This window comes from Nocardioides fonticola (assembly GCF_039536805.1).
Lineage (GTDB): Bacteria > Actinomycetota > Actinomycetes > Propionibacteriales > Nocardioidaceae > Nocardioides > Nocardioides fonticola.
This window is the reverse complement of the sequence record NZ_BAAAZH010000006.1, coordinates 136,299-160,997: the sequence shown is the minus strand read 5'-3', so window position 1 is coordinate 160,997 and position 24,699 is coordinate 136,299. Positions and strand designations below refer to the sequence as shown.

Here is a 24,699-nt window from a genome sequence, read left to right as displayed (position 1 = left end):
CCCCCGGTCCGTCCACCGGGCGGCGTCCGGTCATCCGACCAGACGCCAGGCCTGCGGGCCGTTCCGTGTCCGGAGCCGGGAGGCATCCCGAGCGGTCAGCTGCGACCAGCCAGCGACCAGCCAGCGACCAGCCAGCGATCAGGCAGGTCGGTCGTCCCCGCCCGGCGGCGGCGCCGACGGATCGGCGCCCGGGATCCCGCGGGGTGGCGACCCGAGGGCCGGTCCCGTGCTGCCGATCAGCGCCTCGATCACCGAGAGCGCCAACCAGGCGCCCACCATGACCAGCCCGAAGCGGGTCAGCATCGTCTCCATCGGCATCGTGCCCAGCACGAGCCCCTGCCACAGCGTCGGCGCCGTCGCGAGCGCGGAGGCCCCGAACACCGGCATCGAGAGCAGGTTCATCGCACACCCTCCATCGCCCGGTCACCCGTCACCACACCCGCCGAACGCACCTGGGCGGTGCCGGTGAGCTCGGCGTAGGACAGCACGTGGAGCCGCTCGATCGCCGGCCGCACCAGGCGGCGCACGGCGGCGCGCAGCTGCGGCGCGCACACCAGCACCGGTCGGATGTTGCGGTTCTCCGCCTCGACCAGCAGCTGCGCCAGTCCGCCGACGACGGCCTGGAGCGACACCGGGTCGAGCACGATCACCGACCCCTGTTCGCCGGGGCGCATCGACTCCAGCATGCGCTGCTCGAACTGCGGGTCGAAGGAGATGACGTGGACGACGCCGTCCTGCACGTGCGGCGCGACGACCGCCGGGCCGAGCGCCTGGCGGGCGGCATCGACCAGCGCGTCGAGGTCCTTGGTGGTCTGCGCGCGCAACGAGAGCGCCTCGTAGATGCGCACCAGGTTGCGGATCGAGATCTCCTCGTCGAGCAGCGTCTGGAGCACCCGCTGCACCTCACCGAGGGAGAGGTGCACCGGGGTGAGCTCCTCGACCACGTTGGGGTGGCTGCGCTTGACGACGTCGGTGAGCATGCGCACGTCCTCGCGGCCGAGCAGCCGCGCCGCGTGCCGGGTCACGATCTCGGCGAGGTGGGTGGTGATGACCGCCGAGCGATCGACGACGGTGGCGCCCGAGAGTTCGGCCTGGTGGCGCAGTTCGGAGGGGATCCACTTGGCCTCCAGGCCGAACACCGGCTCCTGGGTCGGTTCGCCGGGCAGCGATCCCAGGAAGTCGCCGATCGCGAGCACGGTGTTGGCCGGGGCCTCGCCGCGGGCGACCTCGATGTCGAAGAGTTTGATCACGTAGGTGCGACTCGGCAGGTCGAGGTTGTCGCGGGTGCGCACCAGGGGCAGGACGACGCCGAGCTCGGTGGCCACCTTGCGACGCAGGGCCTTGACGCGCTCGAGCAGGTCGCCGCCCGACTGCGGGTCGACGAGGTCGATGATGTCGGCGGAGAGCTCGAGGCCGAGCGGGTCGACCTGGATGTCCTCGGCCAGCTGGTCGGGCCGCTCCACGGCCGGCATCAGGGCGGCCGCCTCGGCCGGGTCGACGGCGGTGTCGGGCTCGTCCTGCACGCGCGCCGAGAGCAGCAGCAGGGCGCCGCCGGCCAGCAGGAAGGGGATCTTCGGCAGGCCGGGGATCAGGCACAGCGCCATGCCCGCGAAGCCGGCGATGCGCATCGGCAGCTGGTTGGCGGTGATCTGCCGGATGATGTCGGAGCCCATGTCGCTGTCGCCCGCCGAGCGGGTGACGACCAGGCCGGTGGCGACCGAGAGCAGCAGGGCGGGGATCTGGGAGACCAGGCCGTCGCCGACCGAGAGCAGCGAGTAGGTCGTCACCGACTCCGACGGCGAGAGGCCGCGCTGCACCATGCCGACGGCGAAGCCGCCGACCAGGTTGACCAGCGTGATGATGATGGCCGCGATCGCGTCGCCCTTCACGAACTTCGAGGCACCGTCCATCGCGCCGTAGAAGTCGGCCTCGGCGTGCACCTCGGAGCGGCGCTTGCGGGCCTGGTCCTCGTCGATGAGGCCGGAGTTGAGGTCGGCGTCGATGGCCATCTGCTTGCCGGGCATCGCGTCGAGGGTGAAGCGGGCGCCGACCTCGGCGACGCGGCCGGCGCCGTTGGTGATGACGACGAACTGGATGACCAGCAGGATCGCGAAGATGATGAGGCCGACGATGAGCGAGCCGCCCACCACGAAGTGGCCGAAGGTGTCGATGACCTTGCCGGCGTAGCCGTCGGTGAGCACGAGCCGGGTCGCGGAGACGTTGAGCGCCAGGCGGAACAGCGTCATCACCAGCAGGATCGCCGGGAACGAGGCGAAGTCGAGCGGACGCACGACGAACATCGCGGTCAGCAGGATGAGCAGCGCCCCGGTGATGTTCATCGCGATGAGCAGGTCGAGGACCACCGCCGGCAGCGGGATCACCAGCATGACGACGATGAAGACGATGCCGACCGGCACACCGAGCTGGGTCAGGCGCTTGAGGGACACAGGGCTGCTCCGTTACGCGTGGTTACGTCTGCGCCGTCCCTGGCCCGACGACACCGTCCTGGTGTCGGGGTCCCCATCGGCCGCCGGGACGCCGTCCTGAGGAGGTTGGGGCGATGGACTTCGGCTCACGCGCTCTCGGCCGGGACGACGCGTCGCCGGCGTCCGCGGGCGGGCACGGCGGGCAGCTCGGACTCCAGTCGCGGGCTGCGGTGCGAGCCGCCGTGGCGGCCCTGGTTGCGGCGGCTGATGACGAAGGCCAGCACCTGGGCGACGGCCGCGAACAGCTGCGGGGGGATCTCGGTGCCGACGTCGGTGGAGGCGTAGAGCGCGCGGGCGAGCGGCACGTCCTGCACCAGCGGCACGTCGTTCTCGGTGGCGAGCTCGCGGATGCGGGCCGCGATGACCCCGGCTCCGCGTGCGACCACGACCGGCGCGCCGCGCTCGGCCTGGTAGCGCAGCGCCACCGCGACGTGGGTCGGGTTGACCAGCACGACGTCGGCGGTCGGGACGTCGGCCATCATGCGGTTGCGGGCGGCGGCGAGCTGGCGGGCGCGGATCGCGCTCTTGACCAGCGGGTCGCCCTCGGCCTGCTTGTGCTCCTGCTTGATCTCCTCCTTCGTCATGCGCGTCTGCTTGCCGACGCGTCGGCGCTGGAAGGCGTAGTCGGCGATGCCGAGCAGCAGGGCGGCGACCGCGACCTCCCGCAACAGGCCGAGCACGCGGTCGGTGGCCGTGGTGAGCACGGTGTCCATGGGCACGAGTCCGCCGAGCATCGGCATGATCCCGCGCACGGCCGACCATGCGAGGAGCCCCACCGCGGCGGTCTTGGCCAGCGTCTTCAGCCCCTCCCACAGCGTATGCGGGCCGAAGAGCCGCTTGGCGCCCTTGATCGGGTCGAGCTTCGAGAAGCTGGGCTTGAGCGACTTGGTCGCCAGGTAGAAGCCGCCCTGGGCCAGGGTGCCCGCGACGCTGACGACCATCACCATCGAGCCGAGCACGACCAGGACGACGAACGCGTGCCGCGCGCCCTGACCCAGCAGCTGCATCGCGAGCTCGGGGGAGGGGTCGCGCAGTCCCTCGAGGCTGCCGCGCATGGTCTCCTGCAGGCTGCCGGCCTCCCGGCGCACGAGGGCGGGCAGCGCCAACCCCGCGATGAGGACGGCGGCCCACGGCCCGATCTCCTGCGAGCGGGCGACCTGACCCTCCTTGCGCGCCTCCTTGCGGCGTTTCGGGGTGGGCTTCTCGGTCTTCTCCTCAGCCATCGCTCACCCCCCGGCGAAGGTGGCCATGAGCTGGAGCGACAGCTCGGTGAGTCGCCGCACGACGGTGGGCAGCACCGGGAAGGAGAGACCCAGGAGCAGCAGGGTCAGCCCGATCTTGGCGGGGAACATGACGTTGATGGCGTTGAGCTGCGGCGCCACCTTCGTCATCAGTGCCAGCCCGAGATCGACGACGAAGAGCACCGCCACCATCGGCAGCGCGATCTGCACGGTGGTGACGAAGAAGACCGTGAAGGCCCGCACGAGCAGGTCGTTGCCGCCGCTGACGTCGGGGGAGTCGCCGAGTGGCAGCAGTTCGAAGCTGCGCAGCAGGCCGCCGAGGACGAGCAGGTGCCCGCCGGTGGCGAAGAGCAGCATCGTGGCCAGCATCTGGTGGAACTTCCCGAAGACGGTGTTCATCTGCATGCCCAGCGGGTCGAAACCCTGGGCGAGCGCGAAGCCGCCGAAGACGTCGATGACGGATCCGGCCGCCGCGACCGCCGCGAAGAGCAGCGAGGTGAGGAATCCCATCGCCAGGCCGATGAGCACCTGCGTCACCACGACCATGATCAGCCCGGGGGTGTCGACGGGGATGGTCGAGGCGCCCAACGTGGGCGCCACCGCGAAGGAGAGGCCGAGCCCCAGCACGACCTTCGCCATCGCCGGCACCGCGCGCGTGCTGAACGGCGGCACCACCGCCAGCCAGGCGATGATGCGCAGCGAGGCGAGCAGCAGCGCGAGGAGCGGCTGCCCGGCGACGGTGACGGTCATGGTCGGTGGTGGTCCTCAGGCCAGCAGCGTCGGGATCATCGCGAAGAGGTCCTGGGTGAAGCTGATCATCGTGTGCAGCATCCAGTTGCCGCTGATGAGCAGGGCCACGCCCACGGCCACGACCTTCGGCACGAAGGCGAGGGTGAACTCCTGGATCTGGGTCATCGACTGGAACAGCGAGATCGTGAAGCCGACGACGAGGGCGGTCACGAGGATGGGCGCGCTCAGCTGAAGGGCCACGGTCATGGTCTTCAGGGCGATCTGGACGACGGCGTTGTCGGTCATGTCGCGTAACTCTCGACGAGGGCCTTGATGATGAGCGCCCATCCGTCCACCAGGACGAACAGCAGCAGCTTGAAGGGCAGGGAGACCATCACCGGCGGCATCATCATCATGCCCAGCGCCATCAGCGCCCCGCTCACGACGATGTCGATGACGAGGAAGGGGATGAAGATGATGAAGCCGATGATGAAGGCGTCTTTGAGCTCGCTCAGGATGAACGCCGGGATCAGGGTGGTCATCGGGACGTCGTCCCGGGTGGCCGGCTGCTCGCGCTTGGCGACGTTGGTCAGCAGCGTGATCTCGTCGTCGTCGGTCTGCTTGAGCATGAAGTCGCGCAGCGGCGCCAGGCCGTCGTCCCAGGCCTGCTGGGCGGTCTTGTCGCCGTCCATGTAGGGCTGGAGGCCGGCGTCGTTGATGGCGCTGAGCGTCGGGGTCATGATGAACAGGCTGAGGAACAGCGCGAGCCCGGCGAGCACCTGGTTGGGCGGCGTCTGCTGCAGGCCCAGCGCGTTGCGGGTCAGGCCGAGCACCACCAGGATCTTGGTGAAGCTGGTGCAGGTCAGCAGGATCGACGGCGCCAGCGAGAGCAGCGTGAGGGTGATGAGCAGCACCACCGAGTTGCTGGGCTTCTCGGTGAGGCCGCCCATGTCGATGGTGACGCCGCTGTCGGACGTCGTCGTGCCCTGGGGGCCGCGAGGGCCGTTCGGGCCCTCGGGCCCGGGGGCCGGGGTCGGGTCGCCGGGGGCGTGGGGCAGGGCCACCGCCGCCGTGGGCTCGGCCGCGCTGACCGGCGCCGAGGCCGATCCGAGCACGAGGACGGCGAGCGCCGCCGCGGCCGTGAGGAGCAGGAGCAGCAGGGCCGTCGCCCCGGCCGTGCGGCCGGTGGCGCGGGCGGGCATCTCAGGAGGCCCGTCGGGTGACGGCCTGGTAGGCCTGTCGCCAGGTCTGCGGCGAGAGCACGGATCCGGCCAGGCGGCCCTCGCCGACGGGCGCGGGGGCCTGGGCCTGCTGGGCCTGCTTGACCTGCTTGGCGGCCTTCGGCGCCTTGACCGGCTTGGGCGCCTTGGCCGGCTTGGTCCGACGCGCGGCGCGCCCTGCCGTGAGCTCCTCGGCAGCCGGGGTGGAGAGCGGCGCGTCGGCGGGCGCCGGCAGCGCGGCCAACAGGTCGAGCAGCCGGGCGCGGTCGTCGAGGTCGGTGAGCAGCGCCAGGGCCGGGTCGATAGCCGGGTCGATCGACGGCGAGGGCGTGGCAGCCGCGGGCGCGGCGGGTGCGGCCGGGAGCTCCGGCTCGGGGCGGCGGGCGTGCTTGCCCGGTCGGTCCAGGCGCGGAGCGAAGGGGTCGGTGGGGGCGATGCGGCCGCCGGTGAGCGGCCCCGAGGGAGCGGTCACGGGCTGCTGCGAGGCGGCGCCACCGGCGGCGGCCAGCTGCTCGGCCAGCGCGGCGGCGAAGTCGGCGTAGGGCCCGGTCGCGGAGGCGAGGATGTCGGTCACCGAGGTGCCGACGGGCTCGACGACGGGCTCGACGACGGGCTCGGCGACGGGCTCGGCGACGGGCTCGGCCACCGCCTCCGGCGCGACCGTCGCCGACGGCGTCGCGGTCTGCGCGACGACTGTCTCCTCGGCCGGGGCCGGTGCGCTCACCAGGGTGAGCGGGGTGACCGTCGCCAGGGCGGCCTCCGCGTCGCGCTCGCCCTCGGACGCCTCCACGGCGGCCGGGACGACGTCGTCCTGCGGGTCGAGCTCGGCCAGCAGCCGCATCTGCTGCTCGGTGGCGCCCACGACCAGCACGCGGTCGCGCACCTGCACGACCGCGATCTGCGTGCCCCGGCTGATCGCCTGGCGCTGCAGGATCTGGATCTCCGCGCCGGTACCGCCGCGCATGCGGCGTCCGGCGATGCGGGCGGCGACGATCAGCAGACCGACGACGACGGCGAGCGATGCGACCATGCGCAGCGCGAGTTCCCCCATGATGTCCCCCCGAACCTCACGTGAGTCGAATGCGTGGATGAAGCGGTGATGCGGGCCGGCGGTCCCGCCGGCCGGTGCTGACCAGGACCCGTCAGGCCATGGCCTGCTGGTCGATGATCTCGGTGATGCGCAGGCCGAAGTCCTCGTCGACGACGACCACCTCGCCCCGGGCGATGAGCCGGCCGTTGACCAGCAGGTCGGCGGGGCTGCCCGCCGCGCGGTCCAGGGCGATCACGGCGCCGGGCGCGAGTGCGAGCAGGTCGCGCACGGGCATGCGGGTACGGCCCAGCTCGACGGTGACCTCCATCTCGACGCCGTGCAGCATCTCGATGCCGCGCCGGGCCGAGCCGATCGGGCGCACGTTGTCGAAACCGGCGCGCGGGTCGTCGGGCAGCTGCGGCTGGGACATCGCGGGCAGTCCCGCCCCGTCGCCCGCGGCGCCGGCCTCGGCCGGGACCGACGGCGCCGACGACGCGCCGGCCCCGCCCGCCTCGGCGGCGACGGCGGCGTCCAGGGTCACGTCGGGCACGAGCACGGCAGCGGAGATGCCCGACCCGAGCAGCGGGACGGCGGTGAACTCCCCGCCGCCGCCGAGCAGTTCGTCGACGACGATCTCCATGTCGACGCTGCGGGCGGCGCCGGCCGAGCAGCCGAGCACGCCGGCGGCGGCGTCCAGGGCCGGCTGGACGGCGGCGGCGAGGTCGAGTCCGCCCATGGGGCTGGAGGACAGCGCGCTGACGAGGTCCTCGCCGACCAGCACCGCCACCCGGCCGGTGATCGGCCCGGTGAGCTCGGAGACCGCCGCGCCCGCGAAGAGCCGGGCGACGTGCTCGGTGCCCGGCTGCGGGTCGCCCGGTGCGAGCTCCTCGCTGGAGGGCAGCACGGCGGCGACCGCAGCGGCCGCCTCCAGGGCGAGGCGGCCGGCGTTCTCGGGACTGGTCATCGGTTCTCCTGCGGGGTGGTGACGATGAGGGCGGCGAGCCGGGGCCCGCGGGACCCGGCCGACGCGTAGGCGAAGAGGGTGTCGTCGACCGCGACGTCCAGCGGTGCGGAGGCCGGGTGCGCCAGCCGCAGCACGTCGCCGGGCTGGAGGGTCGAGAGGGTGAGCGGGTCGACCTGGGTGCTGCGGAACCGCACGCTGACGTCGACCGGCACGTCCTCGAAGGAGGCCTGGAGCAGCGCGGCCGCCTCGGCCCGCTGGGCGCGTTCGCGGTTGGAGACCGGCGCCGGTGCGGCCGCCGCGGCCAGGTGCGGGTGCAGGCCGGAGAACGGCAGGCACACCGACATGCGGTGCGGGCGGTCGTCGATGCGCAGCTCGAGGCCGATGACGACCATGACGTCGGCGGTGCCGGCGACCTGCGCGAACTGCGGGCTGTACTCCACCCCGGTGACCTGCGGGTCGAGGGCGACGATGGCGGCGAGCGAGTAGCGCATCTCCGAGAGGAGCCGGTCGACCAACCCGCCGATCACGCCGCTCTCGATCTCGGTGAGCGGACGCTGCGGCTGGTTCGCGGTGCCGGGGCCGCCGAGCATGTGGTCGACGCACGACATGACCGCGTTCAGGGGCAGGTCGAGGACGCCGCGCCCGGGCATCGGGTCGGTGGTGAACAGCGTCATGTACGTCGTGGCGTCGAGGGAGTCGACGAACTCGGAGTAGGAGCGCTGGTCGATGGTGGTGAGCGTGACCGAGCAGACGCTGCGCAGGGCCGAGGTGAAGACGGTGGTCGCCTGACGGGCGAAGCCGTCGAACCCGAGCTGGAGGATCCGCTGGTGTTCGCGGGAGAGCTGGATCGGACGCCGGAAGTCGTAGGGCGTCGGCTCGCCGCCCCGTCGACGCGCGCGCCCGGAGGCTCCGGGTCGGGCTCCCGAGATGGCCGGCGACGTCATGCTCACGACCCTCAGGTCGGCCCGCCTGTGCCGGACCTGAGGAAGTCGGCCGAAGGGGTCGCCGAAATGGCCCGACCGGGCCATCGGCCCGCGGACGTGAGGGGGGTCCGGGACGGCGGCGGGGGCCGCCGTCCCGGCGTGGGCTACTGCATGACGAACTGGGTGAAATAGACCCCCATCACCTCGTCCTCGTAGAGGTGCTCGAGCTCCTTGACGAGCTCCTTCTTCAGCTTCTCGCGCTCCTTGAGGTCGGTGAGCTCCTCGATCGACTTGCCGCTGAACAGCTCGATGGCGGCGTCCAGGGCCTTGCTGCCGTCGAGGGCCTCGGCGGCCTTGTCGGTCTGCTGGAGCGCGAGTCCGATGCGCAGGTAGTGGCCGCCCTCGAGGTTGACCTGGATCGCCTCGAGCGGGGTCACGATGCCCGGCTTCGGTGCGGGCTTCTCCGCCGGCGCCGACTTCGGCTTCAGCACGAACATGTAGGCGGCGCCGGCGACGACGAGCAGGGCGACCACGATGATGATCAGCTTCTTCTTGCTCTTCGCGGGTGCCTCGGCGGCCGCAGCCGGTGCTGCTGTCGCGGTGCTCATCAGTGGGCTCCTTCGGCGTGGGTGAGGGAACGGTCGATCTCGCTGGAGGTGTCGCTGCCGGTGATGCTGGGTGCGCCGGGGTCGGCGCCGGGGTCGGCTCCTGCCGCCTCGGCCTGAGAGGTTCCGGAGTGTCCGGAGCCGCCGGTCTCCCCGCCGCCGGAACCGCCGGTGGGGGCCTGCGAGCCGTCGTCGATCGTGCCGGCGGTCGGCAGCCCGAGGCTCTTCGCGGCATCGGGCAGCTGGGCCGCGCTGGCGCCGGTGAGGGTGGTGAGGACGACGATGTCGACGCGCTTGTTGATCTCCTGGGAGTCGGGACGATCGACCGGGATCAGCGGGCGGGTGTGGCCGAACGCGGCCGCCTGGAGCAGGTCGGCGGGGATCCCGAAGACCTCGTTGAGGCGGCGCAGCACGGTGACCGCCCGTGCGGCCGAGAGGTCCCAATCGCTGGCGAAGTACTTCGGCTTCACCGGCTCCTGGTTGGTGTGGCCGTCGATCTCGAGGGGCGCGCCGAGCTGCTTCAGCACCGGAGCGAGAGCGTCGACGACCTGCTGGCCGCGGGCGGTGAGCACCGCGCTGTCGGCGTCGAAGACGACATGGCGCGAGACGAGGCTGACCACCAGGCCGCGGGAATCGATCGTGGTGCGCACGTCGCTGTTGAGCCCGCGCTTGGCGAGCGCGCCCATCAGCTTCTGCTGCACGTCGCCCAGCCGCTGGGCCTCCGTGGTGGCGGCCGCGTACTCGGTCTGCCGGGCGAGTGCCGCCCGCTGGTCCATGCCCTGCTGGACGGCGTCGTTCACCATCTTCGCCTGCTCGGCGGTGAGGTCCTCGCTGCTCAGGTTCGGCGCGATCGGCCCCATCGCCGAGACGCCCGGCTGGTCCTGGATCGAGGGGTTGCCGTCCAGGATGCTGTCGGACTGGCCGAAGCCCGCCGCCAGGCCCTCCTTCAACTGCATGAACTTCTTCTGGTCGACCTGGCTCATGGCGAACATGACGATGAACAGCACCATGAGCAGGGTGACCATGTCGGCGTAGGTCACCAGCCACCGCTCGTGGTTCTCGTGCTCCTCGTGCTCCTCGTGTTTGGGACGGCGTCCGCCGTGCCCTCCGTGCCCCCCTGACATGTCAGGCCGCCTCGGCCGCCGGCGGCTGCTGGCCCGCGGGGAGCAGGGAGATGAGCTTCTGCTGGATGACGCGCGGGTTGGCGCCGGCCTGGATGGCCGCGACGCCCTCGATGATGAGCTCCATGCGCTGCGCCTCGAGCTCGGAGAGCCGCTTGAGGCGGCTCGCGATGGGCAGCCACATGACGTTGGCCGACATCACGCCCCACAGGGTCGCGAGGAACGCCGCGGCGATGAGGTGGCCGAGCTCCTCGGGCTGGGCGAGGTTCTCCAGCACGTGCACCAGGCCCATGACGGTGCCGATGATGCCGATGGTCGGTGCATAGGCGCCGGCGTCGGCGAAGAACTTCGCGGCCTGCTTGTCGGACTTCTTCTTCGCCGCGACCTCGGCCTCGAGGATGTCGCGCACCTCGTCGGGGTCGGTGCCGTCGATGGCCATCGTGACGCCCTTGACGAGGAACTCGTCGGGCATGTCCTTGACCATCTCCTCCAGGGCCAGCAGGCCCTCGCGGCGGGCCTTGTCGGCCAGCGACACGATCGCCGGGACGACGTCCGCGGCCGGCTTCACGCCGCCGGTGAAGGCGGTCTTGAGCGCACCGAGGGAGAGCTTGAAGTCGGCGATGGTGCCGCCGGCCATCGAGACCATGAGGGTGCCGCCGAACACCAGGACGAGGGCCGGCGGGGCGATCAGGCTGGCGGGATTGCCGCCCTCCATGACCATCGAGACCATGATGACCACGAAGGCGAGGCCGATACCGGCCGGGGCTGCGACGTCCATCAGGAGGGCTCCTCCGGGTGGGGGGCGAGGGGGGTGTCGGACCGGGCGGACTCCTCCGACCGGGGGGAGTCGGGCGCGCCGGCCCGGTCCGACGCCGTGGTCTCCGGGGTGACCACGGTCAAGGAGGGCCGGCTCGTCGTGCTGCTGGCACGACGTCGTCCGACCGGTTCCGGGGGTTCTGGGTGAGGTGCCACGAGCGCCCAGCCCTGCTGGTCGACGGCGGGCACCCGGACGTAGCCGCTGAGGGCGACGACCTCCGCACGGTGGGTGCGGACGATGGCGATGACCTCGGTCATCGATTCCGCGACGACGTACTTCTTGCCGTCGACGAGCGTGATGATCGTGTCGGGGGTGCTCTCGACACGCTCGATCAGATCGGAGTTCAGGGCGAACACCGATCCCGAGAGTCTGGTCAGCGTGATCATGGGGGGCACCCTCCTGGTGCGGGGATCCGTCGGCCGTCCGTGGTCGACACCCCTCCCATCGGCCCACGCCGCCTCGACCTGAGGGGTCGAGGGCGTCGACGCTGGGGTGGGGATGTGTCCGGACGCGCCGACGCGGGGCCGCCGACGCCGTCCCCGCAGGAGGGGACGGACGCCGGCGACCCCGCGTCGTGGGAGGCGCGCCGTCAGGGTCAGCGCTTGATGTTGACCAGGTCCTCGAGCACCTGGTCGGAGGTGGTGATGACCCGCGAGCTGGCCTGGAAGCCGCGCTGGGCGAGGATCAGGTTGGTGAACTCCGCCGAGAGGTCGACGTTCGACATCTCCAGGGCGCCGGCGGTGATCTTGCCGCGGCTGCCCTCGCTGGCGATGCCGAGCTGGGCGAGGCCGGAGTTGGCCGACTCGCGGAAGGAGGTCTGGCCGACCCGCTCGAGGCCCTGCGGGTTGTTGAAGTCGGCGATCGCCAGCTGCACCATGTCGCGCTGCACGCCGTCGGAGAAGACGCCGCGCAGGATGCCGTCGCTGCCGATCGTGTACGACGTCAGGGTGGTGGTCGCGCCGACGGCGGGCAGGACGGCGCTGAAGTCGGTCTTGCTGACGTCGATCAGGCCGCCGGTCGGGGCGCCGGTCGCGTCGAGGGCGTAGCCCTGCACGCGGGCACCGGTCGGGGTGACCAGCGTGCCGGTCTCGTCGAAGGTGAACGCGCCGGCGCGGGTGTAGAGCTGCTCGTTGCCCATGGTGGTGACGAAGAAGCCGTCGCCCTCGAGCATGAGGTCGGTCGAGCGGCCCGTCGACTGGGTGGAGCCCTGGGTGAAGTTGCCCAGGATGTGCGCGACCTGCACGCCCAGGCCGACCTGGATCGGGTTGGTGCCGCCGCGGGTGGCGTTGCCGGCCGACGCACCGGTCAGCATCTGGCTGAGGGTGTCGCTGAAGATCGTCGAGCTGGACTTGTAGCCGATGGTGTTGGCGTTGGCGATGTTGTTGCCGGTGACGTCGAGCGCGGTCTGGTTGGCGCGCAGACCGCTGATGCCGGCGAAGAGCGAACGCAGCATGGTGATGCCTCTCGGGACGAAGGTGGCGCAGGCGCCGTGGATGGCCGGGACGGCCGGGGACGGGTGGAGCGGTGCGGGAGCAGGTGGGTCAGGACGCCGTGGTGCCGCCGGTGCCGCCGGTGGAGCCGGTGGCCTTCACGGTGACGACGTTGACCAGCGGCACGGCCGTGCCGCCGATGTCGAGCACGGGGCCGGTGGCGTCGAAGGTGACGCTGTCGACGAGCCCGGAGCCCTTCGTGCCGTCGCTGAGCTGGTAGTCGACCGTGCGGCCCACCATCGAGGTGCCGCCGAAGGCCATCTGTGCGGCGAGCACGGCCCTGGTCTGGTCGGCGACGTCCTGCATCTTCTCCAGAGCCGTGAACTGGGCCGACTGCGCCATGAACTGCGTGGTGTCGGCGGGGTTCGAGGGGTCCTGGTACTTCAGCTGCGCGACGAGCAACTGCAAGAACATGTCCTTGTCCTTGCTCGACGTCGCGGTCGAGCTGACGAGCGAGGAGAGTCCTCCGTTCGCCGCCGCGGTGGAGCCGACGCCCTCGGTGGCCGAGATCGACATGCCTCCTCCTTCTACATGCTCACATCGAGCCCGGTGACCCGGGTCGTGAGCGGATCGCCGGGGCGCGTGATCGCGTCCCGGATGCCGTCCCTGGCGGATGGGGCGGTGGGCGTCCCTGCCCACCGTCCTTGCTCCCGGCCCTCGCCGCCCTGACGGGTCTGGCTGCTGCCGGAGTCGGTGAGGTCGGAGCGGGCGGCGAAGCCCTGCCCCTGACCGGTGGAGTCGCCCGCGCGGCCGCCGTCGGCGCTCGCCGCTGCGGGGGCCACGCCCGTGGGCGGGGTGGCGAGTTCGCGGACGACGACGCGGGCCTGCTGGCCGGCGTCCTCGAGGAGGCGGCGCAGCTCGGGGGCCGCGGCGGCCAGCGCCTCGTGGGCGACGTCGTGGGCGGCCAGCCGCACGCGTACGGCGCCGTCGCGCATCGCGAGGACGACGCGGACCTCGCCGAGGGTGCCCGGGTCGAGCCGCAGCGTCATCCGGTGGCTCGACCGGTTCGGGTCGGAGGCCAGCCGGGTGACCTCGGTGACGACCCGGCCGTGCACCTGGTCGGTGATCGTGCGCGCCAGCGACGGGGTCGCGCTCGGCGCCGCGTCGGCGGTGCCGGTCGTCGTCGCGGCGCCGCTGGTCGGGGTGAGGCCGAGCCCGTCGAGGGTGATGGCGGCGGGCGTCGCCGCGGTGGTCTCGTGCCGGTCGCGGTGGTGGGCGGCGGACGTCGCCGCGCCGACGCTCGCCGTGGCCGTCGCCGTCGCGGCCGATGCCGTCGGTGCGGCGGCCGACTCGGGCATCGGCGCCGTGGTGGCGTCGCGACGGTCGAGGGCGGTGGACGCCGCTCCGGGGCCGCCGAGCACGGCCGGTCGCAGGCTGAGCGAGGTCGTCGCGGCCGCAGCGAGGTCGTCCTCGGCGGTGCCCGCGGCGGTCGTGCCGCCGGCGATCGTGGCGCTCGTGCCGCTCGCGGTGACGCCCGGTGCGGCCGCGGTCGGCTGCGCGACGCCGACCAGCGGCACCAGGCCCGCCGAGAGCAGCACGGTCGCGTCGGGCGCGGGGCTCGCGTCGCCGGCGGCGAGGACGGCGGCTTCGCCGGTCGTCGGGTCGGTCGTGCTGTCGCCGGAGCCGGCGGTGCAGGCGGTTCCGGCGGTGCCGGCGGTGCTCGTCGGCGCCGTCGGGTCGCCCGGCGCGATCGGCGCGGTCGGCGCGGCGTCCGCGGCCGTCGGGCAGGTGGCGCCCGGGGCACCCGGGGCGGCCGGGGCGGTCGTCGGCGCGGCGGCGCCGTCCCCGAGGCCGAGCAGACCGGCGATGAGGGCGGCGAAGCCGGGCACGGTCGGCATCCCGGTCGAGGCGCCCGAGGCGGTCGAGGCGCCCGAGACGGACGTGGCGGCCGTGGCGGCGGCGCCACCGGCAGCGGCGGTGGTCGGGACGAGCGGCATCGTGGTCATGCGGCGGACCTCACCATCGAGAGGATCGAGCGGACGTAGTTCTGGGTCTCCGGGTACGGCGGGACGCCGTCGTAGCGCAGCACCGCACCCGGGCCGGCGTTGTAGCCGGCGAGGGCGAGGTCGACGCGGCCGAAGCGGTCGAGCAGGTCGCGCAGGAGGCGGGCGGCCCCGTCGACCGACTGGGCGGGGTCGAAGGAGTCGGTGACGCCCAGGCCCTGGGCGGTGGCGGGCATGAGCTGCATCAGGCCGCGGGCACCGGCGGGGCTGACGGCGGTGGCGCGGAACCCCGATTCCTGCCGGGCGACGGCGGCCAGCAGGGAGGGGTCGACGCCGTAGGTGGCGCCGGCGCGGTTGAAGAGGTCGGCGTAGGGGACGCCCGAGACCGCACCGCCGGTGCCGCCGGTGACCGCACCGACGCGGCCGGTGGCGGTGGTGCCGCCGACCGCCTCGACGCCGGTGAAGCGGCGGATGTGGGTGGGGGTCTCGTAGACGTCGGTGATGCGGACGTCGAGGCCCGGTCGCGGCGCCTCGATCATCTGGTTGTTCCCGAGGTAGATCGCGACGTGGTGCACCGGCGAGCCGAAGGCCAGGACGTCGCCCGGCTGGGCGTTGGCCAGCCCGCCGTCCACCTGGGTGCCGGCGGCCGCCTGCTGGTAGGAGACGCGCGGCAGGTCGATGCCGAGGTCGGCGAAGGCGCGCTGCACGAGGCCCGAGCAGTCCAGGCCCTTCTGCGGGTCGGTGCCGCCCCACACGTAGGGGACGCCGAGGTACTTGCGGGCCGAGGCGACGACGTCCGCACCGGTGACACCGCCGGAGCTGGAGAGGCCGGCGGTGGTGGTGACGCGGCCGACCGCGTCGAGCTGGCTGGCGAAGGCGGCCGAGCTGCCGGCGGTGGTCGCCGGGGCGAGCATCGCCAGCTGGCTCTCGATCTGCGCGATGCGCGCGGTGACGTCGGAGACGGCCATCAGCCCTCCTCCGCCTCGGCGCGGGCGCGGCGCAGCCAGCCCTGGCCGGCGATGTCGTCGAGCTGCTTGGCCTCGGTGCGACCGGCCTCGACGGCCCGCTCCTCGGCGCGGCGCTCGAGCAGCCCCTCGACGGCGCCGAGGCGCGACTTGTCGGTGCTCCAGTGGGCGTGGGCGTCGACGGCGACCGACCGCGCGGCGCCGACGGCGTCCCGGGCGGCCGCGACGGCGTGCCGCAGCTCGAGCAGGGACTGGCGGATCGCCGCGAACTGGGCCATGTCGCCGCTCGCGGCGCCGCCGAAGGTGCGGATCGACTCCTCGAGCCGGTCGAGGGCGGCCTCGCGCTCGGCGAGGTCGCGCAACGCGCGCTGGAGGCCGAGTCGGCTGTCCTGTTCGCGCACGCCGCGCACGCGCTCGACGGCGCGCAGACCGGGGTCGTGCAGGGTCCTCATGCGCTCACCAGCCCGCGCAGCAGCTGCCAGGTGTCGGCGGCCGGGGTCTGGTCGTCCATGTCCTGCCGCAGGAACGCCTCGATCCGGGGCATCCGGGCGATGGCGGCGTCGGCGTCCGGCTCGGTGCCCGGCACGTAGGCGCCGATCTCGACGAGCTCCTTGACCGAGCGGTGCGCGGCGAGCATGCGGCGCAGCAGGGTCGCGTCGCCGCGCTGCTCGGGCGTCGTGACCGCCCCGGTGACGCGGCTGATCGACTCCAGCACGTCGATGGAGGGGAAGTGGCCGGCGGTGGCGAGGCGACGGGTCAGCACGATGTGGCCGTCGAGGATCGAGCGGGCGGTGTCGCCGATCGGGTCCTGGAGGTCGTCGCCCTCGACCAGCACGGTGTAGAGGCCGGTGATCGAGCCGGACGGCGAGGTGCCGGCGCGCTCGAGCAGCCGGGGGAGCAGGGCGAAGACGCTGGGCGGGTAGCCGCGGGTGGCGGGCGGTTCGCCGGCCGAGAGGCCGATCTCGCGCTGGGCCATCGCGACCCGGGTGAGGCTGTCCATCATCAGCACGACCTGGCGGCCGGCGTCGCGGAACCACTCGGCGATGCGGGTGGCCACGAACGCGGCGCGCAGCCGCTCGACGGGCGGGGCGTCGGAGGTCGCGACGACGACCACCGAGCGCGCCAGGCCCTCGGGGCCCAGGTCGTTCTCGATGAACTCGCGCACCTCGCGGCCGCGCTCGCCGACCAGGGCGATGACCGAGATCTCGGCGTCGGTGCCGCGGGCGATCATCGAGAGCAGGCTCGACTTGCCGACGCCCGAGCCCGCCATGATGCCCAGGCGCTGGCCGCGGCCGCAGGGCACGAGAGCGTCGAGGGCGCGCACGCCGAGCCCGAGCTGGGTGTCGATGCGGGGGCGGCTGAGGGCGTCGGGTGCGACGCCGTCGACCTCGACGAGCTCGAGCCCGTCGACGAGCTCGAGGTCGGGGCCGCCGTCCACGGGGCGACCCAGGCCGTCGAGCACGCGGCCGCGCAACGCCTCGCCGACCCGCACGGTCAGCGGCCCGCCGGTCGAGCGGACGGCGGCACCCACCTGGACGCCGGCGGTGCGGCCGAGCGGCAGGCACACCAGGCCCGCGGTGCTGCTGGCGGCGACCTCGGCGAGCAGGACGCCGTAGGGCGCCTCGATCTCGACGAGGTCGCCGACCCCGGCCCGCAGCCCGGTGACCCGCAGCTGGAGACCGAGCAGCTCCTCGACGCGGCCGAGGGCGAGCGGGCGGACGGCGGCGAGCGCACGACCACGGAAGGCGTCGAGCGACGTCGCGCCGATCGGGCGCCCGGCCAGCGTGCTCATGCGAGCACCTCGCGCAGGCGCTCGAGGGCGGCGCCGATGCGCAGGTCGACCAGACCGGTCGGGGTCTCGACGATGGCGTCGAGGGGCTGCAGGGCGGCATCCGCGACGACCTGGACGCCCACCTCGGCGAGCTCGGCGACGGCGGGCGCGGCCGTCACCGACGGGTGCAGGCGCAGCGTGCTCGGCACGCCGGTGGGCAGCACGGCCAGGGCCCGGCGGACGACGTCGGCCGCGGTCTCCTCGAGCGGGGTGGTGCGCAGCTCGTGGCCGACCAGCTCGACGGTCAGTTCGCAGGCCAGGTGCATCGCCTGGTCCTCCAGCTCGCCGGCGAACCGGGTGGCGGCACGGTCGAACTCCTGGGCGGCGCGCACGAGCGCGGCCAGCGCGGCGCGGTGCTCGGCCTCGCGGCGCTCCTCGGCCGCCCGGCGGGCGTCCTCGGCCTCGAGCTCGGCCTCGGCGGCCAGCTCGGCCGCCGCGCGCCGGCCCTCGGCCCAGCCGATCGCGTACCCCTGGGACTGCGCGGCCGCCCGGGTCTGCTCGGCGAGGCCGGAGAGCGCCCGCTCGGTGACGGCGTCGCCGAGCACGTGGCTGTCGCCGAGACGGGTCCAGGAGCCCGAGCGCAGCTCGGGGGTGGCCAGGGCGGTCAGGCTCGGCGCGGCGGCGTCCTCGGCCCGGATGACCCGGGCCGGGAGGGCCTCACTCGACGAAGTCACTGTCGCCTCCGCGGCGCACCATGATCTCGCCGCGCTCCTCGAGCTGGCGGATGGTGCGGATGACGGCCTGCTGGGCCTCCTCGACCTGGCTCAGGCGCACGGGGCCGAGCAGCTCGATCTCCTCGACCAGGCCCTCCGCGGCGCGCGAGGACAGGTTCTTGGTGATCTTCTCCCGGACGACGTCCGAGACGCCCTTGAGGGCGAGGGCGAGCTGGCCGGTGTCGACCTGGCGCAGCACGAGCTGCATCGAGCGGTCGTCGAGGTGCACGACGTCCTCGAACATGAACATGCGGCTCTTGATCTCGTCGGCCAGGCTGGAGTCGAGCGCCTCGAGGCCCTCGATGATCTGCTTCTCGGTCGACCGGTCGGAGCAGTTGATGATGTTGACCAGCGGGTCGAGGCCGCCGACCCGCGACATCTCGGTCGGCTGGAGCATCGAGGAGAGCTTGCGCTCCAGCGTGCTCTCCACCGCGCGCACGATGTCGGGGGAGGTGCGGTCCATCACCGCGATGCGGTGGGCGACCTGCGCCTGCTGCTCGGGCGCGAGGCCGGAGAGCAGCAGGCTGGCCTTGTCGGGCGTCATGTGCGAGAGCACGAGCGCGATGACCTGCGGGTGCTCGTCGACGATGAACGAGCGCAGCTGCGCGGGGTCGGCCTGGTGCAGGAACTGGAAGGGCATCTGGATCGCGGCGGCGTGGAGCCGCTCGATGATCTGGGCGGCCCGCTCGGAGCCCATCGACTGCTCGAGCACCTGCTGGGCGAAGGCCAGTCCGCCGCGGGCGATGTGCCCGCGCGCGGTCATCAGCTCGTGGAACTCCCCGAGGACGGCGCCGGCCTCGCCGCTGGAGACGGCCTCCAGGCGCGCGATCTCGCTGGTGATCGCCTCGACCTCGTTCTCGCTGAGGTGGGCGAGCACGTTGGCGGCCTTGGCCTTGCCGAGCTGGACGAGGAGCACGGCGGCCTTGCGGGCGCCGGCGCCGGTGAGGGTGGTGGCCATCGGATCAGCGCTCCGTCAGCCAGCCGCGCAGGAGCGTCGCGACGTCCTCGGGCTGGCGTTCGATGAGGGTGTTCAGCTCGTCGAGCATGTCGTCCTCGCGGGTGCGTTCGGGTGCGGCGAGGGCCAGCGCGTGGTTGGCCTCGACGGCGGCGGCCTGTGCGGCGGCGTTCTCCCGCAGCTGCTCGACGACCAGGGTCGTGGCCTGCGCCCGCTGCTTGGCCCGTCGACGGCTCTTGATGAGCGCGAGCAGCAGCATCAGCAGGACGACGCCGCCGAGGGCGCCCTTGCGGATGAGGTCGTTGCGGGCCACGGTCGACTGCTGCGCCTGCGCGGCCTTGAGCTCGGCGGCGGCCGCGGCCTCCGCGCTGCGGTCGAAGGGCATGGAGACGACCTGGATCGTGTCGCCGCGCTTGAGGTTGACGCCGGCGGTCGAGGCGATGAGATTGCGGACGTTGGCCGAGGAGAACGCCTTGGTGGTGGCGGTGTCCATGGCGACGCCGATGTGCAGGGTCTGGATCTGGCCGGGCGTCGATTCCACGTGCTGCACGGTGCTGCCGATCGCGCGGTCCTGGGTCTCGCCCTTCTTCACGTAGCTCGAGCCGGTCCCCCCGGTGCCGGTGCCGGTGGTCAACTGCCCGTCGGGGCCGACCACGCCGCCGGCGGCACCGGTGGCGTCCGCGCCCTGGTAGGTCTCGTTGGTGATCGTCTGGGAGGAGATCGGGTTGTTGGGGTCCTGCGTGTAGGTCGTGGTGTCGGTGGTGGTCTTGTCGAAGTCCAGCACCGGGGTCACCTGCACGGTGGAGTTCCCGGGGCCGACGACCCGGTCCATCATCGCCTGGAGCCGACCCTGGAGGTCCTGCTGCACCGCGGAGATCTGCTGGTTCTGCATCATCGGGTCGGCACCCGTGCCGTCGCCGGTGGTGGAGGTGTAGACCCGCCCGGTGGAGTCGGCCACCGACACCTTGGCGGGGTCGAGGCCGTCGACGCTGGAGGAGACCAGCTGCACGATGGTCTGCACCTCGCCGGCCGAGAGGCTCGCGCCCGGGTCGGCCTGCACGAGCACGGACGCCGTCACCGGGTCCTGCTGGTCGGTGAAGGCCTGCTTCTGCGGGATCGCCAGGTGGACGACGGCGGTGTTGATGCCGTCGATGTGCTCGATCGTGCCGGCCAGGTCGTTCTCCAGCGCCATCCGCACGTTGGTCTGCTGCTCGAAGTCGGAGCTGGCGATGCCGCTGTTCTTGAACGGGTCGGTCGAGCCGCTGCTCGAGGCGGGCAGCCCCTTGCCGGCGACGTCGAGGCGCGCCTGGTCGACCATGTTCTGCGGCACCATGATCGTGTTGCCGCCGCCGGTGAGCTGGTATGGCGTCCCGGAGCTGTCGAGCTCCTGGGTGATCGCCGAGGCGTCGCTGGCCGACAGGTTGGAGTACAGCGGCGTGTAGGAGGGCGCCGAGGCCCACTTGTAGACCATGAAGCCGCCGAGCAGCAGGGCGCCGGTGCCGATGATGGCGACGACCTTCTGGCCCGGGGTGAACGCGGCGAACTGCTGGCGGTAGCGCGCCAGCGTGCGCGTGAGGGTGTCCTTCATCCTTCTCTTCCCCTCAGACCTGCATCCGCATGATCTCGTTGAACGCCTCGACCGCCTTGTTGCGGACGGCGACGGTGACCTGCGTCGTCACGGCCGCCTGGGTCGCGGCGATGGTGTAGTCGTGGAGGTTGGTGAGCGTGCCGGTGGCGGCCTGCACCGCGAGTCCGTCGCTGGTCTTCTGGAGGCTGTCGAGCCGGTCGAGGCCGTCGAGCACGAGGTTGCCGAACTCGGGGCCCGACGTGCTCTGCACGCCCTGCGTGGTGGGGCTCACCGGCGCGGCGACACCGGAGACGCCGCCGGCGGCGCCGGTGCTGATGGTGGGCGGCACGTACGGCGTGAAGCCGACCGCCTCGATCCCGTTGACACTCATCGTCGCGCCCCCGTCACTTGCCGATGCCGATGGCGGTCGAGTAGGTGTCCTGCGCGAACTTCGTCACCTGGGCCGAGGCCTGGAAACCGCGCTGGGCCATGATCAGCTCCGACATCTGCGAGCTCATGTCGACGGCGGGCGCCCGCACGTTGCCCTGGGCGTCGGCCAGCGGGTTGTCGGGGTCGTTGACGATCATGCCGGCCGGGTCGCTGAGCGCGATCCCGCCGACCTGCACCCCGCCGTTCGGGTCGGACTGGGCGATGATCATGTGGGCCTGGAAGGCGGTCTGCGAGGTCGGGACGACGGTGTTGACGTTCGCGATGTTGTAGGAGAGCGCGTCGAGCCAGGTCTGGTGCAGGTTGAGACCCGAGCCGGCGATGGTCAGCGCGTCGAAGGCACCCATCGCGATCACGCCCCGGCCGCGACGGTGCGCACCAGGTCGAAGCGGTCGGTGACCGCCCGCGAGACCATCTGGTACTGGAACTGGGACTGCATCGCGGCGAGCGTCTCCTTCTGGAGGTCGACGTTGTTGCCGTTGGCGCCCACCGGGTCGGAGGTCGCCGAGACGATCGGGGCGCTGCCGGCGATCGCGGACTGGATCGCGGCGCCGGCGTCCCCGCCCTCGGAGATCGCCGAGCGCAGGGCGGACTCGAAGTCGACGCCGCGCGCCCGGTAGTCGGGGGTGTCGATGTTGGCGATGTCGTCGGCGATGGTGCGCTGACGCAGCGCGAGACCGTCGAGCGCGAAGCCGAGCACCGAGGAGACGGCGTCGCTCGCGGCGTAGAGGGGCACGGACACGGATCGACCTCCGAGGAGATGCCGCGCCGTCCCCGGGTGGGGTGCGCGGTCTGTCGTTGCCGATCCGTCGGCGGTGGTGAGCAGTCCCTGCTCGCCTGCCTGTTCGGCATGGGCGGGCCGGGGTTGAGGGGTTCCGGGGGAGAAATGCGATCTGGACCCGCCGGGTGCCTCCGGCGGGTCCAGATGAAGGGGGTGCTGCGGGGTGCTGCGGGGTGCTGCGGGGTGCTGCGGGGTGGGTCGGCGCCGGTCGGCGCCGGGTCAGCACAGGACGATCGCGATGCGTCCCGTGCCGTAGCCGGTGATCTCGACGACGAGGTCCTCGCGCCGCCCCAGGATCTGGGTGCGGCTGCGGGCGTCGGCGGCGAGCGGCTCGCCCGCGGGTGTCGCCTGGTAGAGGCGCAGGTGCGGGGAGTCGCCGACGTTGAACAGGGAGCCGACGACGTTGAAGACCTCGTGCAGCGCCTCCGACATCGCGGGGGCCAGTTTGGCCTCCTCGATGGCGGCCTGGGCCTGGGCCGGCGGCACGAGGGCCAGGGCCGAGCCGAGGAACGCCGAGAGCGGCAGGTCGAAGGCCACCACGGCCCGCACCACCAGGGAGTCGTCGACGAAGGTCGCGATGCTGGCGGGATAGAGCGGGCTGACGGCGAACGGCGGCCCGGGCTTGAGCGCGATCGGCTTGTCGAGCAGGCCGCCGAGAAGGTCCTTGACCTCCTTGGGAGCGGGCAGGTGCGTCATGGCCACCGACATCGCCTCAGCCCACCTTGGTCGCCGAGAGCGCCGCGTCGAACGCCTCGGGGGTGAACGGCTTGGCGATGAGGAACGCGGCACCGGACGCCGAGGCGCGGCTGCGCATCGCCTCGGACCCCTCGGAGGTGACGAACCCGAAGGTGACCGTCGACCCCGCCTGACGCAGCGAGTCCAGCAGGTCGATGCCCGTCATCTCGGGCATGTTCCAGTCCGAGAGCACCAGGTCGGGGTGTTCGGCCAGGACCATCTCGAGCGCCTGTCGACCGTTCTCGGCCTCCAGGATGTCGTTGCCGCCGTGGCCGGACTGGCGCAGCGTGCGGATGACGATCTGCCGCATCACGCGGCTGTCGTCGACGACGAGGATCTTCACGATGCGCCCCCGGCGAGCTTCGGAACGGAGATGGTGATGAGCACGGGCTCGTCGTGCCACACGACCCCCACCTCGCACACCTCGACGAGGTCGGAGGTGGTCGTGACGGCGCCCTGGGCCACCAGCGGCAGCGAGAGCGTGCTGGGGCCGGGCATCAGGCTCTTGATGTTGCCGCCGACGATGTTGACCAGTTCGCCGAGGGCGTCGGTCAGGTCCTCGGTCGAGCACTCGTCGTCCTCGGGCAGGCCGAGCATCGTGGTGGTGATGCGGCCGGCCAGCGCGAGCGGCATCGCGATGAGGATAAGGGCCTCCCACTCGCCGGTGACGGTGATCGCGGAGTACCACGCGTCGTCCGGGAGATCCCGGGCGCCGGGGAGGATCGGGACGCCGTCCCCGAGGAAGGTGTTCCACACCTCCTCGACGACCGAGTAGACGTCCTGCACGGCGGGCTGGTCCACGGTGATCACGCGGGAACCTCCTTCGCGTGGAGGCCGAGGAGTTCGAGCTTCTCCACGATGGCCTCGGCGGTGAACGGCTTGATGACGTACTCGTGGGCCCCCGCGGCGAGCGCGCGCACGATCTGGCTGTGCTCGCTCTCCGTGGTGACCATCATGAGCGTGAGGTTGCGCCACCGCTGGTCGGCGCGGACCCGGGTGACGAACGTGTAGCCGTCCATCAGGGGCATGTTCCAGTCGATGAGGCACAGATCGGCCTGGAGGCCGGCCTCGAGGACGTCGAGGGCCTCCTGGCCGTTGGCGGCCTCGGTGGTCTCGAAGCCGAGCTCGTGCACGATGCGCTTGAGGATCGAGCGCATCGTGCGGGAGTCGTCGATGATGAGAGCGTGCATGGGGTCAGGCTCCTGTCCTGAGCGTCGTCGGGAGCTGGTTGGCGGTGCTCGCCGTGGTGGGTGATGCGATGCCGGCCGAGGAGGCGGCGCCGGCCGGACGCGTGGCAGCAGCCATCCCGGCACGGGGTCGGTGGACGACGACGCGCCCGGCGGGACCGGTGGTCTCGCGTACCCAGGCGTCGTCGAGGTCGAGGGTGGTCTCGGTCGAGCCGAGGAACAGGAAGCCGTCCGGGGAGATCGTCCGGCTGACCCGGGCGAGGATGTCGCGCTTCGTGGTCTGGTCGAAGTAGATGAGCACGTTGCGCAGGAGCACGACGTCGAAGGTCGGCATCGGCGGGAACGGCGCGGCCAGGTTGAGCGGTGCGACGGTGACCATCGACCGCAGCGACGGGACGATCTCCCACTCGCTGCCGACGCGCTGGAAGTACTTCACCAGGCGCGTGGCCGGCATGCCGCGGTTCATCTCGACCTGGCTGTAGCGGCCGGTCCGCACCCGCTCGAGCATGCTCGGTGAGACGTCGGTGGCGTGGATGCGCGCCGTCCAGCCGGCCGGGAGCGCCTCGTCGAGCAGCATCGCGATGCTGTAGGCCTCCTGCCCGCTGGAGCAGGCGGCCGACCAGATGTCGAGGTGCCGCGTGTGCGCCCGGCTGGAGAGCAGCTGGGGGAGCACGTTGTCGGTGAACGCCTGATACGGGGCGAGATCCCGGAACCACGACGTCTCGTTGATGGTCAGGGCGTCGACCGCGCGGGCCCGCTCCCGTCCGTCGGTACGGAGCCGGTCCACGTACCGGTCGACGTCCGGGTCGCCCGCCTGCCGGGCGAGGGGCAGGAGACGCGCCTCGACGAGGTACTCCTTACCGCGCTCGCAGAGCATGGCGGTCTCCCGACGGAGGAGGTCGGCGACGTAGCCGAAGTTCGTCTCGGAGATCACGTCGGGTCCATCGTC

Annotated in this window: 30 protein-coding genes; all 30 read right to left on the bottom strand. The window is 72.5% G+C overall.

Features of this window, described 5'->3' with window-relative positions; genetic code table 11:
- Positions 1 to 138: 138 nt before the first annotated feature.
- Positions 139 to 402 (bottom strand): hypothetical protein, encoded by a 264-nt coding sequence (locus tag ABD671_RS03990; protein WP_344731937.1) that lies wholly within the window; start codon positions 400 to 402, stop codon positions 139 to 141.
- Complete coding sequence (gene flhA, locus ABD671_RS03985; RefSeq protein ID WP_344731936.1) at positions 399 to 2,447, bottom strand: flagellar biosynthesis protein FlhA; 2,049 nt, start codon at positions 2,445 to 2,447, stop codon at positions 399 to 401. Before flhA ends, ABD671_RS03990 begins: the two co-directional genes overlap by 4 nt.
- 125 nt (positions 2,448 to 2,572) lie before the next feature.
- Entirely contained in the window at positions 2,573 to 3,709 is a 1,137-nt protein-coding gene (locus tag ABD671_RS03980) for an EscU/YscU/HrcU family type III secretion system export apparatus switch protein (protein WP_344731935.1), read from the bottom strand.
- A gap of 3 nt (positions 3,710 to 3,712) precedes the next feature.
- Entirely contained in the window at positions 3,713 to 4,477 is a 765-nt protein-coding gene (locus tag ABD671_RS03975; RefSeq protein ID WP_344731934.1) for a flagellar biosynthetic protein FliR, read from the bottom strand.
- 15 nt (positions 4,478 to 4,492) lie between these two features.
- Complete coding sequence (gene fliQ, locus ABD671_RS03970; RefSeq protein ID WP_344731933.1) at positions 4,493 to 4,762, bottom strand: flagellar biosynthesis protein FliQ; 270 nt, start codon at positions 4,760 to 4,762, stop codon at positions 4,493 to 4,495.
- A complete protein-coding gene (gene fliP, locus ABD671_RS03965; protein WP_344731932.1) occupies positions 4,759 to 5,658 on the bottom strand; it encodes a flagellar type III secretion system pore protein FliP in 900 nt (299 codons plus the stop codon). The genes fliQ and fliP overlap by 4 nt, the downstream gene beginning before the upstream one ends.
- Before the next feature lies 1 nt (position 5,659).
- Positions 5,660 to 6,727: a FliO/MopB family protein gene (locus ABD671_RS03960; RefSeq protein WP_344731931.1), complete on the bottom strand. Its 1,068-nt coding sequence runs from the start codon at positions 6,725 to 6,727 to the stop codon at positions 5,660 to 5,662.
- 91 nt (positions 6,728 to 6,818) lie between these two features.
- A complete protein-coding gene (gene fliN / locus ABD671_RS03955) occupies positions 6,819 to 7,670 on the bottom strand; it encodes a flagellar motor switch protein FliN (RefSeq protein ID WP_344731930.1) in 852 nt (283 codons plus the stop codon).
- Positions 7,667 to 8,614 (bottom strand): flagellar motor switch protein FliM, encoded by a 948-nt coding sequence (locus ABD671_RS03950; protein ID WP_344731929.1) that lies wholly within the window; start codon positions 8,612 to 8,614, stop codon positions 7,667 to 7,669. The genes fliN and ABD671_RS03950 overlap by 4 nt, the downstream gene beginning before the upstream one ends.
- A 143-nt stretch (positions 8,615 to 8,757) precedes the next feature.
- On the bottom strand, positions 8,758 to 9,201 hold the full coding sequence (locus ABD671_RS03945; RefSeq protein WP_344731928.1) for a flagellar basal body-associated FliL family protein: 444 nt from the start codon (positions 9,199 to 9,201) through the stop codon (positions 8,758 to 8,760).
- Complete coding sequence (locus ABD671_RS03940; RefSeq protein ID WP_344731927.1) at positions 9,201 to 10,322, bottom strand: flagellar motor protein MotB; 1,122 nt, start codon at positions 10,320 to 10,322, stop codon at positions 9,201 to 9,203. Before ABD671_RS03940 ends, ABD671_RS03945 begins: the two co-directional genes overlap by 1 nt.
- A 1-nt stretch (position 10,323) precedes the next feature.
- Positions 10,324 to 11,097, bottom strand: a complete 774-nt coding sequence (locus ABD671_RS03935) for a flagellar motor protein (RefSeq protein ID WP_344731926.1) — start codon at positions 11,095 to 11,097, stop codon at positions 10,324 to 10,326.
- Positions 11,097 to 11,522, bottom strand: a complete 426-nt coding sequence (locus ABD671_RS03930) for a flagellar FlbD family protein (protein WP_344731925.1) — start codon at positions 11,520 to 11,522, stop codon at positions 11,097 to 11,099. The genes ABD671_RS03935 and ABD671_RS03930 overlap by 1 nt, the downstream gene beginning before the upstream one ends.
- Positions 11,523 to 11,731: 209 nt before the next feature.
- Entirely contained in the window at positions 11,732 to 12,589 is an 858-nt protein-coding gene (locus ABD671_RS03925; RefSeq protein WP_344731924.1) for a flagellar hook-basal body complex protein, read from the bottom strand.
- Between the two features lie 88 nt (positions 12,590 to 12,677).
- Positions 12,678 to 13,142 (bottom strand): flagellar hook capping FlgD N-terminal domain-containing protein, encoded by a 465-nt coding sequence (locus tag ABD671_RS03920; protein ID WP_344731923.1) that lies wholly within the window; start codon positions 13,140 to 13,142, stop codon positions 12,678 to 12,680.
- An 11-nt stretch (positions 13,143 to 13,153) separates the two neighbouring features.
- Entirely contained in the window at positions 13,154 to 14,572 is a 1,419-nt protein-coding gene (locus ABD671_RS03915; protein WP_344731922.1) for a flagellar hook-length control protein FliK, read from the bottom strand.
- Complete coding sequence (locus ABD671_RS03910) at positions 14,569 to 15,537, bottom strand: transglycosylase SLT domain-containing protein (RefSeq protein WP_344731921.1); 969 nt, start codon at positions 15,535 to 15,537, stop codon at positions 14,569 to 14,571. Before ABD671_RS03910 ends, ABD671_RS03915 begins: the two co-directional genes overlap by 4 nt.
- Positions 15,537 to 15,986, bottom strand: a complete 450-nt coding sequence (locus tag ABD671_RS03905; protein ID WP_344731920.1) for a flagellar FliJ family protein — start codon at positions 15,984 to 15,986, stop codon at positions 15,537 to 15,539. Before ABD671_RS03905 ends, ABD671_RS03910 begins: the two co-directional genes overlap by 1 nt.
- Entirely contained in the window at positions 15,983 to 17,326 is a 1,344-nt protein-coding gene (locus tag ABD671_RS03900; RefSeq protein ID WP_344731919.1) for a FliI/YscN family ATPase, read from the bottom strand. Before ABD671_RS03900 ends, ABD671_RS03905 begins: the two co-directional genes overlap by 4 nt.
- The gene (locus ABD671_RS03895) at positions 17,323 to 18,039 is read right to left on the bottom strand and encodes a FliH/SctL family protein (RefSeq protein WP_344731918.1); all 717 of its coding nucleotides are present in this window, start codon (positions 18,037 to 18,039) and stop codon (positions 17,323 to 17,325) included. Before ABD671_RS03895 ends, ABD671_RS03900 begins: the two co-directional genes overlap by 4 nt.
- Complete coding sequence (gene fliG / locus ABD671_RS03890) at positions 18,023 to 19,036, bottom strand: flagellar motor switch protein FliG (RefSeq protein WP_344731917.1); 1,014 nt, start codon at positions 19,034 to 19,036, stop codon at positions 18,023 to 18,025. The genes ABD671_RS03895 and fliG overlap by 17 nt, the downstream gene beginning before the upstream one ends.
- Positions 19,037 to 19,040: 4 nt before the next feature.
- Positions 19,041 to 20,621, bottom strand: coding sequence for a flagellar basal-body MS-ring/collar protein FliF (gene fliF / locus ABD671_RS03885; protein ID WP_344731916.1), 1,581 nt, complete (start codon positions 20,619 to 20,621; stop codon positions 19,041 to 19,043).
- 13 nt (positions 20,622 to 20,634) lie between these two features.
- Entirely contained in the window at positions 20,635 to 20,991 is a 357-nt protein-coding gene (gene fliE, locus ABD671_RS03880) for a flagellar hook-basal body complex protein FliE (RefSeq protein ID WP_344731915.1), read from the bottom strand.
- 13 nt (positions 20,992 to 21,004) lie between these two features.
- Positions 21,005 to 21,394, bottom strand: coding sequence for a flagellar basal body rod protein FlgC (locus ABD671_RS03875; protein WP_344731914.1), 390 nt, complete (start codon positions 21,392 to 21,394; stop codon positions 21,005 to 21,007).
- Positions 21,395 to 21,399: 5 nt separating this feature from the next.
- The gene (gene flgB, locus ABD671_RS03870) at positions 21,400 to 21,789 is read right to left on the bottom strand and encodes a flagellar basal body rod protein FlgB (protein WP_344731913.1); all 390 of its coding nucleotides are present in this window, start codon (positions 21,787 to 21,789) and stop codon (positions 21,400 to 21,402) included.
- Between the two features lie 258 nt (positions 21,790 to 22,047).
- On the bottom strand, positions 22,048 to 22,530 hold the full coding sequence (locus ABD671_RS03865) for a hypothetical protein (RefSeq protein ID WP_344731912.1): 483 nt from the start codon (positions 22,528 to 22,530) through the stop codon (positions 22,048 to 22,050).
- Between the two features lie 10 nt (positions 22,531 to 22,540).
- The gene (locus ABD671_RS03860) at positions 22,541 to 22,906 is read right to left on the bottom strand and encodes a response regulator (RefSeq protein ID WP_344731911.1); all 366 of its coding nucleotides are present in this window, start codon (positions 22,904 to 22,906) and stop codon (positions 22,541 to 22,543) included.
- Positions 22,903 to 23,373 carry a chemotaxis protein CheX gene (locus ABD671_RS03855; RefSeq protein WP_344731910.1) on the bottom strand — a complete coding sequence of 157 codons (471 nt, stop codon included), beginning with the start codon at positions 23,371 to 23,373 and terminating at the stop codon, positions 22,903 to 22,905. The genes ABD671_RS03860 and ABD671_RS03855 overlap by 4 nt, the downstream gene beginning before the upstream one ends.
- The gene (locus ABD671_RS03850; protein WP_344731909.1) at positions 23,370 to 23,753 is read right to left on the bottom strand and encodes a response regulator; all 384 of its coding nucleotides are present in this window, start codon (positions 23,751 to 23,753) and stop codon (positions 23,370 to 23,372) included. Before ABD671_RS03850 ends, ABD671_RS03855 begins: the two co-directional genes overlap by 4 nt.
- A gap of 4 nt (positions 23,754 to 23,757) precedes the next feature.
- Positions 23,758 to 24,684: a CheR family methyltransferase gene (locus ABD671_RS03845; protein ID WP_344731908.1), complete on the bottom strand. Its 927-nt coding sequence runs from the start codon at positions 24,682 to 24,684 to the stop codon at positions 23,758 to 23,760.
- Between the last annotated feature and the right edge of the window lie 15 nt (positions 24,685 to 24,699).

Coding starts and splice junctions, on each gene's coding strand:
- ABD671_RS03980 (WP_344731935.1), bottom strand. CDS start 3,709: ATGGCTGAGGAGAAGACCGAGAAGCCCACCCCGAAACGCCGCAAGGAG.
- fliG (WP_344731917.1), bottom strand. CDS start 19,036: ATGGCCACCACCCTCACCGGCGCCGGCGCCCGCAAGGCCGCCGTGCTC.
- ABD671_RS03850 (WP_344731909.1), bottom strand. CDS start 23,753: ATGCACGCTCTCATCATCGACGACTCCCGCACGATGCGCTCGATCCTC.
- ABD671_RS03930 (WP_344731925.1), bottom strand. CDS start 11,522: ATGATCACGCTGACCAGACTCTCGGGATCGGTGTTCGCCCTGAACTCC.
- fliF (WP_344731916.1), bottom strand. CDS start 20,621: ATGAAGGACACCCTCACGCGCACGCTGGCGCGCTACCGCCAGCAGTTC.
- fliN (WP_344731930.1), bottom strand. CDS start 7,670: ATGACCAGTCCCGAGAACGCCGGCCGCCTCGCCCTGGAGGCGGCCGCT.
- fliQ (WP_344731933.1), bottom strand. CDS start 4,762: ATGACCGACAACGCCGTCGTCCAGATCGCCCTGAAGACCATGACCGTG.
- ABD671_RS03905 (WP_344731920.1), bottom strand. CDS start 15,986: ATGAGGACCCTGCACGACCCCGGTCTGCGCGCCGTCGAGCGCGTGCGC.
- fliP (WP_344731932.1), bottom strand. CDS start 5,658: ATGCCCGCCCGCGCCACCGGCCGCACGGCCGGGGCGACGGCCCTGCTG.
- ABD671_RS03990 (WP_344731937.1), bottom strand. CDS start 402: ATGAACCTGCTCTCGATGCCGGTGTTCGGGGCCTCCGCGCTCGCGACG.
- ABD671_RS03935 (WP_344731926.1), bottom strand. CDS start 11,097: ATGGACGTCGCAGCCCCGGCCGGTATCGGCCTCGCCTTCGTGGTCATC.
- ABD671_RS03920 (WP_344731923.1), bottom strand. CDS start 13,142: ATGTCGATCTCGGCCACCGAGGGCGTCGGCTCCACCGCGGCGGCGAAC.
- ABD671_RS03940 (WP_344731927.1), bottom strand. CDS start 10,322: ATGTCAGGGGGGCACGGAGGGCACGGCGGACGCCGTCCCAAACACGAG.
- ABD671_RS03900 (WP_344731919.1), bottom strand. CDS start 17,326: ATGAGCACGCTGGCCGGGCGCCCGATCGGCGCGACGTCGCTCGACGCC.
- ABD671_RS03975 (WP_344731934.1), bottom strand. CDS start 4,477: ATGACCGTCACCGTCGCCGGGCAGCCGCTCCTCGCGCTGCTGCTCGCC.
- fliE (WP_344731915.1), bottom strand. CDS start 20,991: ATGAGTGTCAACGGGATCGAGGCGGTCGGCTTCACGCCGTACGTGCCG.
- ABD671_RS03950 (WP_344731929.1), bottom strand. CDS start 8,614: ATGACGTCGCCGGCCATCTCGGGAGCCCGACCCGGAGCCTCCGGGCGC.
- ABD671_RS03915 (WP_344731922.1), bottom strand. CDS start 14,572: ATGACCACGATGCCGCTCGTCCCGACCACCGCCGCTGCCGGTGGCGCC.
- ABD671_RS03925 (WP_344731924.1), bottom strand. CDS start 12,589: ATGCTGCGTTCGCTCTTCGCCGGCATCAGCGGTCTGCGCGCCAACCAG.
- ABD671_RS03960 (WP_344731931.1), bottom strand. CDS start 6,727: ATGGGGGAACTCGCGCTGCGCATGGTCGCATCGCTCGCCGTCGTCGTC.
- ABD671_RS03945 (WP_344731928.1), bottom strand. CDS start 9,201: ATGAGCACCGCGACAGCAGCACCGGCTGCGGCCGCCGAGGCACCCGCG.
- ABD671_RS03910 (WP_344731921.1), bottom strand. CDS start 15,537: ATGGCCGTCTCCGACGTCACCGCGCGCATCGCGCAGATCGAGAGCCAG.
- ABD671_RS03875 (WP_344731914.1), bottom strand. CDS start 21,394: ATGGGTGCCTTCGACGCGCTGACCATCGCCGGCTCGGGTCTCAACCTG.